The organism is Mycobacterium talmoniae (assembly GCF_001854525.1).
Classification (GTDB): Bacteria; Actinomycetota; Actinomycetes; order Mycobacteriales; family Mycobacteriaceae; genus Mycobacterium; species Mycobacterium talmoniae.
Window position 1 is genome coordinate 1 of the sequence record NZ_MLQM01000163.1, and the last position, 12143, is coordinate 12143.

11 protein-coding genes and 1 tRNA gene are annotated in these 12143 nt (G+C 70.8%); 9 read left to right on the forward strand and 3 right to left on the reverse strand.

Annotated elements, in window-relative coordinates; genetic code table 11:
• The 5 genes from BKN37_RS21855 to BKN37_RS21875 all read left to right on the forward strand — a co-directional run.
• Positions 1-2703: Pls/PosA family non-ribosomal peptide synthetase (locus BKN37_RS21855; protein ID WP_071029052.1), on the forward strand; the 2703-nt coding region annotated here is incomplete at its 5' end.
• Positions 2700-4049, forward strand: a complete 1350-nt coding sequence (locus tag BKN37_RS21860; RefSeq protein ID WP_071029053.1) for a M1 family metallopeptidase — start codon at positions 2700-2702, stop codon at positions 4047-4049. The genes BKN37_RS21855 and BKN37_RS21860, both read left to right, overlap by 4 nt.
• Positions 4046-5284 (forward strand): polysaccharide biosynthesis protein, encoded by a 1239-nt coding sequence (locus tag BKN37_RS21865; protein WP_071029054.1) that lies wholly within the window; start codon positions 4046-4048, stop codon positions 5282-5284. The genes BKN37_RS21860 and BKN37_RS21865 overlap by 4 nt, the downstream gene beginning before the upstream one ends.
• Positions 5285-5316: 32 nt before the next feature.
• Positions 5317-6018, forward strand: coding sequence for a glycosyltransferase family 2 protein (locus BKN37_RS21870; RefSeq protein ID WP_071029060.1), 702 nt, complete (start codon positions 5317-5319; stop codon positions 6016-6018).
• 2 nt (positions 6019-6020) lie between these two features.
• Positions 6021-6359 carry a DUF2304 domain-containing protein gene (locus tag BKN37_RS21875; protein WP_071029061.1) on the forward strand — a complete coding sequence of 113 codons (339 nt, stop codon included), beginning with the start codon at positions 6021-6023 and terminating at the stop codon, positions 6357-6359.
• An 83-nt stretch (positions 6360-6442) separates the two neighbouring features.
• On the opposite strand, the gene BKN37_RS21880 is transcribed toward BKN37_RS21875, so the two are convergent.
• Positions 6443-7390 (reverse strand): NAD-dependent epimerase/dehydratase family protein, encoded by a 948-nt coding sequence (locus BKN37_RS21880; RefSeq protein WP_071029055.1) that lies wholly within the window; start codon positions 7388-7390, stop codon positions 6443-6445.
• A 32-nt stretch (positions 7391-7422) separates the two neighbouring features.
• Between BKN37_RS21880 and BKN37_RS21885 the strand changes: the two genes are divergently transcribed.
• The 4 genes from BKN37_RS21885 to BKN37_RS21900 all read left to right on the forward strand — a co-directional run bounded on the left by BKN37_RS21885 (position 7423) and on the right by BKN37_RS21900 (position 11597).
• Positions 7423-9210 carry a hypothetical protein gene (locus tag BKN37_RS21885; RefSeq protein ID WP_071029056.1) on the forward strand — a complete coding sequence of 596 codons (1788 nt, stop codon included), beginning with the start codon at positions 7423-7425 and terminating at the stop codon, positions 9208-9210.
• A gap of 60 nt (positions 9211-9270) precedes the next feature.
• Positions 9271-9561 (forward strand): YiaA/YiaB family inner membrane protein, encoded by a 291-nt coding sequence (locus BKN37_RS21890; protein ID WP_071029057.1) that lies wholly within the window; start codon positions 9271-9273, stop codon positions 9559-9561.
• Positions 9562-9822: 261 nt separating this feature from the next.
• Positions 9823-10527: a helix-turn-helix domain-containing protein gene (locus BKN37_RS21895; RefSeq protein WP_071029058.1), complete on the forward strand. Its 705-nt coding sequence runs from the start codon at positions 9823-9825 to the stop codon at positions 10525-10527.
• A gap of 2 nt (positions 10528-10529) precedes the next feature.
• Complete coding sequence (locus BKN37_RS21900; protein WP_131823670.1) at positions 10530-11597, forward strand: hypothetical protein; 1068 nt, start codon at positions 10530-10532, stop codon at positions 11595-11597.
• A 92-nt stretch (positions 11598-11689) separates the two neighbouring features.
• Here the strand turns inward: BKN37_RS21900 and BKN37_RS21905 are convergent.
• Together BKN37_RS21905 and BKN37_RS21910 are read right to left on the reverse strand one after the other, a co-directional pair.
• Positions 11690-11765, reverse strand: a tRNA-Thr gene (locus BKN37_RS21905).
• 28 nt (positions 11766-11793) lie between these two features.
• A partial coding sequence (locus BKN37_RS21910; protein ID WP_278184968.1) for a DNA polymerase III subunit delta' C-terminal domain-containing protein occupies positions 11794-12143 on the reverse strand: 350 nt, incomplete at its 5' end.

The window sequence follows — 12143 nt, forward strand, 5'->3', positions numbered from 1 at the left end:
ATCGAGCTCGGCGAGGTGGATGCCGCGCTGATGGCGCTGCCCGGGGTCAGCGGCGGCGCGACCGCGGTGCGCCGCACCGCGCGCGGCACCCCGCTGCTGGTCGGCTACATCGCCAGCGCCGACCCCGGGTTCGACCTGGCCGCCGCGCGCGCCGCGCTGGCCGGCACGCTGCCGCCGGCGCTGGTGCCGCGGCTGGTGCTGGTCGACGAACTGCCCACCCGCACCTCGGGCAAGGTGGACCGCGACGCGCTGCCCTGGCCGCTGGACGACGAACCGGCCGCCGGCGACGAGCTGTCCGGCACCCTGGGCTGGCTGGCCGGGCTGTGGCGGGAGGTGCTGGCCGCGCCGGTCGACGGACCGCAGGCCGACTTTTTCGCGCTCGGCGGCGGCTCGTTGCAGGCCGCCCAGCTGGTGGCCGCGCTGCGCCAACGCTACCCGCAGCTGACCGTGGCCCAGCTCTACGACCATCCCCGGCTGGGCTCGCTGGCCGGGTTCCTCGACGACGTCGCCGAACTCGACCCGCCGCTGGAGGTGGCGCCGCGGGCGGTGTCGCCCACCCCGCGGGGAACCCAGGCCGCGCAGCTGCTGGCGGCGCTGCCGCTGGCCGCCCTGACCGGTCTGCAGTGGGTGACCTGGCTGGCCGTGCTCAACAACACCGCGGCGGAGCTGCACCCGGTTGCCTGGCTGGCCCACCTGGACTGGTGGTGGGTGCTCGCGGCGTTCCTGCTGTTCGTCACCCCGCCGGGACGGATGGGCATCGCGGTGCTGGCGGCGCGGCTGCTGCTGTCCGGCCTGCAGCCGGGCAGCTACCGGCGCGGCGGCGGCGAACACCTGCGGGTGTGGCTGGCCGAACGGCTGGCCACGGCCAGCGGCGCGGAGAACCTGGCCGGCGCGCCGTGGCTGGTCTACTACGCCCGGGCGCTGGGCAACCGGGTCGGCAAGGGGGTGGACCTGCACTCCACCCCGCCGGTGACCGGGATGCTGACGTTGGGGCACCGCTGCGCGATCGAACCGGAGGTCGACCTGTGCGGCCACTGGATCGACGGCGACGTCTTCCACGTCGGGCCGATCACGGTCGGCAACGACGCCACCGTCGGTGCCCGCACCACGCTGCTGCCCGGGGCGTCGGTGGGCAAGGACGCCGACATCGCCCCGGGCTCCGGGGTGATCGGCAAGGTGAAAAACGGCCAGTACTGGAGCGGCTCGCCGGCGGTGAAATCGGGCAAGGCCCGCCATCCCTGGCCGCAGCAGCGGCCGCCGCGGCGACCGGCGTGGGTGGCGATGTACGGGTTGACGTCGCTGCTGCTGGGCGGGTTGCCGTTGGCGGCGCTGGGGGCCGGGTTGGCGGTGCTGGGCTGGGCGGTGCGCGACACCGCCACGCTGACCGCGGCCATCGGCCCGGCGGCGGCCTGGACGCCGGTGGCGGCGCTGGCCGCGCTGGCCAGCTACGCCGCGGCGACCGTGCTGGGGGTGCGGCTGCTGTCGATCGGGCTGCGCGCCGGGTATCACCCGGTGCGCAGCCGGGTCGGCTGGCAACTGTGGGCCACCGAACGCCTGATGGATTCGGCCCGCAACTATCTGTTCCCGCTGTACGCCAGCCTGCTCACCCCGTGGTGGCTGCGGCTGCTGGGCGCCAAGGTGGGCCGCGGCACCGAGATCTCCACGGTGCTGCAAACCCCGAAGTTCACCGTGGTGGCCGACGGGGCGTTTTTGGCCGACGACACCATGGTCGCCTCCTACGAGCTGGGCGGCGGCTGGATCCACGTCGCCCAGGCCAGCATCGGCAAGCGGGCATTCCTGGGCAACTCGGGGATCACCCAGCCCGGCCGGCGGGTGCCCGACGACGCGCTGGTAGCGGTGCTCTCGGCCGCGCCGCACAAGGCCAAAACCGGATCGTCGTGGCTGGGCAGCCCGCCGGTGCGGCTGCGCCGGCAGGCCAGCGACGCCGACACCGACCGCACCTTCGACCCGCCGCTGCGGCTGAAGCTGATGCGCGCGCTGGTCGAGACGTGCCGGCTGATCCCGGTGCTGGTGACCTTCGCGATCGGGGTCAGCGTGCTGGGTGTGCTGCAGTGGCTGGCAACCGAATTCGGCTACCGCTGGGCGGCGGCGGGCTGCGGGGTGGTGCTGCTGGGCGCGGGCGCGGTGGCCGGCGGTGCCGCCGTGGTGGCGAAATGGCTGGTGGTCGGCCGGATCCGGGCGACGGACCGGCCGCTGTGGTCGTCGTTCGTGTGGCGCAACGAGGTGTCGGACACCTTCGTCGAAACCGTGGCCGCGCCGTGGTTCGCCCGCGCGGCGACCGGCACGCCGGTGATGAACCTGTGGCTGCGCGCCCTGGGCGCCGAGATCGGCCGCGGCGTGTGGTGCGAAACGTATTGGCTGCCCGAGGCCGATCTGGTGCGCCTGGGCCGCGGCGCCACGGTGAACCGCGGCTGTGTGGTGCAGACCCACCTGTTCCACGACCGGATCATGCGGATGGACGCCGTGGTCCTGGACGCCGGCGCCACCCTGGGCCCCAACTGTGTGGCGCTGCCGGCCTCCCGGCTCGGGGCGGGCGCCACCGTCGGGCCGGCGTCGCTGGTGATGCGCGGCGATCAAGTGCCGGCCTCGACCCGGTGGCAGGGCAACCCGATCGCGCCGTGGACGGTGTCGGCCAAGAAGCGCCGCCGCGCCGACAAGGGCCGGGAGGAGTCGGCGGCATGAGCAGCCCGGCCAAGAAATCCGCCAAGAAATCGGCACGCCAGTTGGCGGCGCCGGTCGTGGACCCGTACGTGCCGACCACCGGCAACGTCGGCTACCGGGTGTCCCGCTATGAACTGGATTTGACCTACAAGATCGCGTCGAATCGGCTGGCCGGCACGGCCGTCATCACCGCCGTCACCCTGGCGCCGCTGCGCAGCTTCACCCTGGACCTCGCCGAGACGCTGTCGGTGACCAAGGTGTGGGTCGGCGGGCGGCGCCCGGCGCGGTTCGCGGCGTCGGGCGGCAAGCTGCGCATCACGTTGGCCGCCGAACTGCCCGCCGGGGCTGCCCTGCCGATCACCATCCGCTACTGCGGCTCACCCCGGCCGATCCAAAGCCTTTGGGGCGAAGTGGGTTTCGAGGAACTGTCGGACGGGGTGCTGGTCGCCGGGCAGCCCAACGGCGCAGCGTCGTGGTTTCCCTGCGACGACCGCCCTGCCGCCAAGGCCAGTTACCGCATCCAGATCAGCACCGACAACGCCTACCAGGCGATCGCCAACGGTGAATTGGTGTCGCGGCGGGCCCGTGCCGGCTACACCACCTGGACCTACGAGCAGGCCGAGCCGACCTCCACCTACCTGATCACCCTGCAGATCGGCCGGTACGCGACCCATCGGCTGGCCGACACCACGGTGCCGATGCAGGCCGCGCTGCCGGAGCGGCTGCGGCACCACTTCGACCACGACTTCGCCCGACAACCCGAGATGATGGCGCTGTTTACCCGGTTGTTCGGGCCGTATCCGCTGGCCGGCGGCTACACCGTGGTGGTGACCGACGACGACCTGGAGATCCCGCTAGAGGCGCAGGGGATATCGATCTTCGGGGCCAACCACTGCGACGGCGCGGGCAAATCGGAGCGGCTGATCGCCCACGAGCTGGCCCACCAATGGTTCGGCAACTCCGTCACCGCCCGGCGGTGGCGTGACATCTGGTTGCACGAGGGCTTCGCCTGCTACGCCGAATGGCTGTGGTCCGAGCACTCCGGCGGACCCGGCGCCGCCGAGCTGGCCCGCAGCTATCACCGGCGGCTGGAAGGGTCGCCGCAGGATCTGCTGCTGGCCGACCCGGGGCCGGCCGACATGTTCGACGACCGCGTCTACAAGCGCGGCGCGCTGACCCTGCACGTGCTGCGCGGCGAGCTCGGCGATGCGAATTTCTTTGCGCTGCTGCGGGACTGGACCACCCGCTACCGACACGGCAGCGCCGACACCGACGACTTCACCGGGCTGGCCGCCAACTATGCGTCGGTGTCGCTGCAGCCGTTGTGGCAGGCGTGGCTGTATTCGACGGCGGTCCCGGCGTTATGACCACCGGCTCGACGCTGGGCCCGGCCACCCGCAGCAGCGTGGCCCGGGTGGCCACCGCGACCGCGGTCACCGCGTTGTGCGGCTACGCGGTGGTGTACCTGGCCGCGCGCGACCTGGCCCCCGACGGGTTCTCGGTGTTCGCGGTGTTTTGGGGGGCGTTCGGCTTGGTCACCGGCGCCGCGAACGGCTTGCTGCAAGAAACCACCCGGGAGATCCGGTCCATCCAGTTCGGCGTGCCGGCACCCGGGCGGGTCACCCGGCCGCTGCGGGTGGCCGCGCTGCTCGGGCTGGCCGCCGCGGCGGTGATCACCGGCACGTCGCCGCTGTGGAGCGGCCCAGTGTTCGCCGACGCGCGCTGGCTGTCGGTGGGGCTGCTGAGCGTCGGGCTGGCCGGGTTCTGCCTGCACGCCACCCTGCTGGGGATGCTGGCCGGCGCCAACCGGTGGACCCAGTACGGGGCGCTGATGGTCACCGACGCCGTCATCCGGGTCGGGGTCGCCACCGCCACCTTCGTGATCGGCTGGGGTCTGGTCGGGTTTTTGTGGGCCACCGTGGCCGGGGCGGTGGCCTGGCTGCTGCTGCTGGTCGGCTCCCCGGTGACCCGGGCGGCCGCCCGACTGCTCACCCCGGTGAGCACCACGACCTTCCTGCGCGGGGCCGCGCATTCGATCACCGCGGCCGGGGCCAGCGCGATCCTGGTGATGGGTTTTCCGGTGCTGCTGAAGGCCACCTACGGCGAGCTCGGCGCCGAAGGCGGCGTGGTCATCTTGGCGGTGACGCTGACTCGGGCGCCGCTGCTGGTGCCGCTGACCGCCATGCAGGGCAACCTGATCGCCCACTTCGTGGATCAGCGCAGCCGGCGGCTGCGGGCGCTGCTGTCGCCGGCGGTGGTGATCGCCGGGGTCGGCGCGGCGGGGGTGCTGGCCGCCGGGCTGCTCGGCCCGTGGTTGCTGCGGGCCGCGTTCGGCGCCGACTACCGGGCGTCGGGCGCGTTGCTGGCCGGGTTGACCGGCGCGGCCGTGGTGATGGCCATGTTGACGTTGACCGGCGCCGCCGCGGTGGCGGCCGCGCTGCACCGCGCCTACGCGCTGGGCTGGGTCGGCGCGACTCTGGCGTCGACGCTGCTGCTGCTGGTGCCGCTGGATCTGCAGACCCGTGCCGTGGTCGCCCTGGTGAGCGGTCCGTTGGCGGGAATCGCCGTCCACCTGGCCGCGCTGACCCGGGCCGACCGCTGATCAGCGTGTAGCTTGTTGGCGTAATGGACCTGATGGACACGGCCGCCCCCTACCCCGACGTGTGGATCGTCATACCGGCATTCAACGAGGCCACCGTCATCGGCGAGGTCGTCGCCGAGGTCCGCTCGGTTTTCCGCAACGTCGTCTGCGTCGACGACGGCAGCGCCGACGGCACCGGCGAGATCGCCCGCCGCGCCGGGGCGCACCTGGTGCGCCACCCGGTCAACCTGGGACAGGGCGCGGCGATTCAGACCGGTGTCGAATACGCCCGCCGCCAGCCCGGCGCCCAGGCCTTCGCCACCTTCGACGCCGACGGTCAGCACCGGGTCGCCGACGTGGTGGCGATGGTGCGGCGGTTGGCCGCCGGCGAGGCCGACATCGTGATCGGCACCCGCTTCGCCCGGCCGGGCGGCAGCCGCCCACCGCTGGCCAAACGGATTGTGCTGCAGACGGCGGCCCGGCTGAGTCGACGCAGCCGGCGGCTGGGGTTGACCGACGCCCACAACGGCCTGCGGGTGTTCAACAAAACCGTCGCCGACGGGCTCAACATCACCATGAACGGGATGAGCCACGCCAGCGAATTCATCATGCTCATCGACGAAAACCGGTGGCGGGTGGTCGAAGAACCGATCGAAATCCTCTACACCGCGTATTCGAAGTCCAAGGGCCAGCCGCTGCTCAACGGCGTCAACATCATCTTCGACGAATTGCTGCGGGGAAGGATGCCGCGATGACCATCCACTGGATTCAGGTGCTGCTGATCGTGGCGATCGTGGCGTTGTTCGGGTTGCTGCGGTCGCGCACCAGCGCGAAGTCGCGGGCCTGGGTCAAGGTCGGCTATGTCGGGTTTGTGCTCGCCGGCGTGTACGCGGTGCTGCGGCCGGACGACACCACCGTGCTGGCGCAGCTGCTGGGGGTCAAACGCGGCACCGACCTGATGCTGTACGTGCTGATCATCGCGTTCATCTTCACCACCTTGAGCACCTACATGCGGTTCAAGGATTTGGAGTTGCGCTACGCCCGGCTGGCCCGGGCGATCGCCCTGGAAGGCGCCCAGCCCCCCGAGCAGGGGTAGTTTCCGCCGAAATCGCGCCGACTGTGCGGTGTCATCCGCGATACGGCTGGCAGGCGTATGAAACCGCACGGTCGCGAACGCTTTTACGTCTGCTCACGGTCCTGACGGAAGTAGGCCACGGTGCGGCGCAGGCCCTCGTCCAGGCTGATCTGGGGGCGCCAGCCCAGCACCGCGGCGGCACGGCTGATGTCCAGGCAGGACCGCTTCAGATCGCCCAGTCGCGGCGGGTGGAATTCCGGGTCGTCGGGGGCGCCGACCGCGGCCGCGATCGCGCTGTGCAGTTGCCGCACCGAGGTTTCCGCCCCGGTGCCGATGTTGAATCGCTGCCCGCCGCCGGCCGCCCCGGACGCCTTGACGAAGGCGTCGACCACATCGTCGACGAACACGTAGTCGCGGGTGTCGGAGCCGTCACCGAAGATCTTGGTGGGTTTGCCGGACAGTAGCGCCTGGCTGAAGATCGCCACCACACCGGCTTCGCCGTGCGGGTCCTGGCGCGGCCCGTAGACGTTGCCGGGCGCGACGTGGCTGCACTCCAGCCCGTACATGTTGCGGAAGGTGTTGAGATAGATTTCGCCGCCGACCTTGCTCGCCGCGTACGGCGACGCCGGATCGGTGGGGACGTCTTCGCTGGTCGGATAGGACGGCGGGGTGCCGTAGATGGATCCGCCCGAGGAGGTGTGCACGATCTTGCGGACCTGCGCGCGCCGGGCCGCCTCGGCCAGCCGCACCGTGCCGATGACGTTGACCGACGCGTCGAAGGCCGGGTCGGCCACCGAGTGCCGCACATCGATCTGCGCGGCCAGGTGAAACACCACCTCCGGCCGGTGCTGGTCGAGGATCGCGGCCAGGTCCGCGGTCACGATATCGGCCTCGACGAAGACGAACTCGGGGTCGTCGCTGAGGTGCTCGAGGTTGGTGGCCCGCCCGCTGGCGAAGTTGTCCAGGCCGAGGACGCGGTGCCCGTCGGCCCGCAAACGGTCGACCAACGTGGACCCGATGAACCCGGCCGCGCCGGTGACCAGTGCACGCACCGGCCCACCATACCGACCGGTAAGAAAGAGCTATGACCGCCCGGACGACGCGCCTTCCGTGGGTCGCCGCCACCGCGGCGGTCCTGATCGTCGTCCAGCTGGTGGTGCGGGCGGTGCTGGCGTTCGGCGGCTACTTCTACTGGGACGATCTGATCCTGATCGGCCGGGCCGGCACCCATGACCTGCTGTCGTCGTCGTATCTGCTCGACGACCACGACGGGCATGTCATGCCGGCCGCGTTCCTGCTCGCCGGCGCGATCACCCGGTGCTGGCCGTTGGACTGGGCCGGTCCGGCGGTCAGCCTGGTGGTGCTGCAGCTGCTGGCGTCGCTGGCGCTGCTGCGGGCACTGTGGGTGATCTTGGGGTGGCGGCCGGTGCTGCTCATCCCGCTGACCTTCGCGCTGTTTTGCCCGCTGGGGCTGCCGGCCTTCGCGTGGTGGTCGGCGGCGCTCAACGCGCTGCCGATGCTGGCCGCGCTGGCCTGGGTGTGCGCCGACGCGATGCTGCTGGTGCGCACCGGCGCGCAGCGCTACGCGCTGACCGGGGTGCTGGCGTACCTGGGCGGCCTGCTGTTTTTCGAGAAGGCCGCGGTGATCCCGTTCGTCGCGTTCGCGGTGACCGCGTTGCTGGCCCACGTGCGCGGTGACCGGGCCTCGGTAGCGACCGTGTGGCGTGCCGGGCGCCGGTTGTGGACGGCGTCGCTGGCGCTGACCGCGGCCTGGATCGCGCTGTACCTGACGGTGGTTAATCAGCGGCGGTGGAGTTTCGATCTGGCGATGACGTGGGATCTGTTGCGCCGCTCGGTCACCCACGGCATCGTGCCCGCGCTGGCCGGCGGGCCGTGGTCCTGGGACCGGTGGGCGCCGGCGTCGCCGTGGGCCGCGCCCGGCGCGACGGTGATGGTGGCGGGCTGGCTGGTGCTGGCCGGCGTGGCGGCGGTCTCGCTGCTGCGCAAGCGGCGCGTCGGTGCGGTGTGGCTGGCCGCGGTCGGCTACGCGGCGGCCTGCCAGGTGCCGATCTATTTGATGCGCTCGTCGGCGTTCACCGCGCTGGAGCTCGCCCAGACGCTGCGGTATCTGGCCGACCTGGTGGTGGTGCTGGCCCTGCTGGCGGGCGTGGGATTGTGTGCGCCGAACCGGGATTCGTCGCGCTGGCTGAACGCCTCGGCACCGCGCACCGCGGTGACCGTGGGCTTGGCGACGCTGTTCGTGGCCAGCAGTCTGTATTCCACCGCGACGTTTTTGGCGTCGTGGCGGGATAACCCGGCCGAGCCCTATTTGCGGCACGCCCGGCACGCGCTGGCCGCCGCCCGCGCCGCCTCCGATGCGCCACTGCTCGATCAGGAGGTCGACCCGCTGGTGCTGCAGCGGGTGGTCGGGCCGGAAAACCGGGCCAGCCACCTGTTCGCACTGCTGCCCGACCGTCCCGAATTCGCTTCGGCGACACCGCTGTTACGGATGCTGGACAGCTCCGGCCGGCTGGCCGACGCGCAGGTGACCTGGGTCCGCACGATCGTGCCGGGCCCGGTGCCGCGGTGCGGATACTTTGCGCAGCCCGACATTCCGACGCGGCTGGTGTTGGACGGTCCGCTGCTGCCGGCGGACTGGACCGCCGAGATCAACTACCTGGCCAACGTGGACGGCTCGATGACGTTGGCGCTATCCGAGGGTCCCGCCACCAAAGTGCCGGTGCATCCCGGCCTGAACCGGGTCTATGTGCGGCTGCCCGGCGCGGGCAACGACATCAGCGTGCGGGCCGACACCGCGGCACTGTCGGTGTGTATCGCCTCGGGTCCGGTGGGGTACGTGGCGCCGCGGTAGCGCGAAGTTGAGTAATATTGCCTACCGGAGCGGCCCGGCCAGGGTGCGACGATTTCTGGCATGGAAACACCGCAACCACTTCTCCGTAACACCAACGCCTATTTCGCGCAGTCCGCGATCGCCTTCGGGGTGTCGCTGAGCTCCCTGGCCATCGGCATCACCTTCCTGCCGATATCCGTCTGGCAGCGAGGGTTTCTCGCCATCTGCGGGCTGTTCCTAGTGACCAGTTGCTTCAACCTCGCCAAGGTCATCCGCGACCAGCATGAGGCGCAACAGATCCGCAACCGGGTCGACGAGGCCCGGATGGAACAGATGTATGTCGGGCACAATCCGCTCAAGGGCGTCGTCTGACCCCACGACCGATCCCCGCCGGGTCCAGCACCGGGCGGGGATCTGTTGGGCCAAGGGCTGTTACCCGGCTGCGCAATGTCGCGACGGTCAGCGTCCGCGGCCTTGCCCGCCCGCAGCGCGCGGAGTTCGCCGCGTCGTTGGCCGATTTAACCCCGCGGCGGTGGGACGCGGCGGACCGCGGTCAACGCTGCACGGCCCGATGGCAGCGTCGATTCCAGCAGATATATACACATCTATATCGAAGTCGCTATAGTTGTGTATATGGTCGATGTTGTCACCGCGCAGCAGGCCGCTCAGCGCTTGGGCGTCCACCCCTCTCGCGTGCGCGCGCTCATCGCCGCCGGCACGTTGACCGCGACGCGGGCCGGCAGCCAGTGGCTGGTCGACGCCGACAGTCTGGACCGCCACGCCGATCTCGTCGCCGCTGGTGCCACCGGGCGATCCTTCGCACCGCGCATCGCCTGGGCCGCCGCCGCATTGTGCGACGGCCTCGACGACGGACTCACCTCGGCCGAGCGTTACCGTCTGCGCAACCGCCTCGCGCACGCCGCGATTCGCGACGCCCACACCTGCGCGTTGGTGCAGCGCTGGCTGTCACGGCGAGCGCAGTCGATACACCGGTACCGGGTCGGCGAACGCGACCTGGCCCAGCTGCTGAGCACCGACAATCTCTTGGCCACCGGCATCAGCACCACCACTACGTACAGCATCGGGCTGTCGACCGGCGGAGCTGCCGACGCCTACGTCAGCGACCAGACCCGCCGCGAACTGGTGGAGGAGTTCTTCCTGATCGAGAGTGCGCGAGGCAACCTCACACTGCGGGTCGCCGACGCCGCGCCGTTCGGAGCCACGACCGCTCCGCGGCTCATCGCAGGTGCCGACCTCGCCGAGGACACCGACGCGCGCACCCGAGCCGCCGGATGCGAACTGATCGCCGAGGCGCTACGCGCGGTGCGGAAGGAATGACCGTGCCAGAACCGACCAGCCCCGGCAACGGCGAGGCGTTGGCCGCTATCGCCGCCATCACGGGACAGTCGGTGCCCGGCGCGACCGAAATATTTTGTGCCATCAAGGATTCCGCCCCCGACCAGACCCCGGCCAGCGCCGCGGACATCAGCAAAGCGGTAGGTCGTCTCTGCACCCGCATCGGGCTCGCGCCGGCACTGGATCAACAGGTACGCGAACGGCACATACGTGCGCTGCGCGAGCTCGCGGCCGAGAAAGCCACCTCGCTCACCCGCGGCGATCTGCACGCCTGGGACCAGACCCTGCGCGGCACCCCAGAGAAAATTCCGACGCTCGAGCGGGAATCAGTAGCGCTGCCCCAGATGCCCGAACACCAGCAGGCGATGTGGGCGACGCTGCTGGACTTCGAGGAGACCGACCCGCCGCCCTGGGTACTGGTGGGTGGACAGATGACCGCCCTGCATTTGACTGAGCACGCCATCACCGTGCACCGCCCCACCGACGACGGCGATGTGGTCGTCGGGGTTTGGACACGCCGGGATGCGTTGCGCAGCACCACGAGTTACTTGACCGACAACGGCTTCACTGAGAGTCCCACCAGTGACGGCTATGGCTACCGGTTCATCCGCGACAGAACGACTATCGACGTGATGCTCCCGGAAGGACTCGATCGCCAGCGGCGGTACCCGAAGACGAGCTCGGGACGACCAGGGCTGGCGGCCCCTGGCGGCAACCAGGCGCTGACCAGAGCCGAGCGGGTGCCGGTAAACCTCAACGGGCGCGAGGGTTACATCCGCCGCCCGACCCTGCTGGGCAGTCTGGTGGTCAAGGCCCGCGCGTGGGTCGTGGACAGCCGCAACCCCGAACGCCATGCCCAGGACCTGGTCGCGCTGTCAGCCGTGGCACTGCGCGATCCCCGCTCCGTTATCAGCCAGGCGCGCCCCGACGACCGCCGCGCGATCCGCATCGCTTTGCAGCACCTTCCCGCCGGTAATCGCCTGCTGCGTGCTGCCGAAGACCCCGTGGCCGTTCACGCATTCCTGTCCCGTCTGGCTCAGCCGCCAGGCTAGGCCGCGGGCACGGCGCGAGGGTGCGCAAACCCGGGTTTCCGCGCGGTGTGTCGACCGGGGACACGCACGCTCGCGCAAGGGGGGAGCACATTTGGAGCCGCCTAGGAGAATCGAACTCCTGACCTATTCATTACGAGTGAATCGCTCTACCGACTGAGCTAAGGCGGCCTGCCCGGTAGTCCGGGCGCAGGTGAGTTTACAGGTCGGAGCGCAACGCCTGACCAATGGTGGCGACCATGGCGTCGACGGCGAACTTCGGTTTGACGTTGACGGTCAGCGCTTCGCGGCAGGCCAGCACCGCCTCGATGCAGCGCAGCAGCCGTTCCGGGCTGGCGTGGGCGGCCAGCGCCGCCACCTTCTCGGCCATGTCCGGGTGGTTGGCCGCCACCGCGCCGGCCCCGGACGCCACCAGCAGCGCATCCCGGAAATAGGTGGCCAAATCGATCAACGCCCGGTCCAGCGCATCCCGCGACGCCCGGGTGTGCCGGGATTTCTGCCGCCGCTCCAGCTCCTTGATCGCCCCGGTGGCCCCGCGCAGCGCCCCCG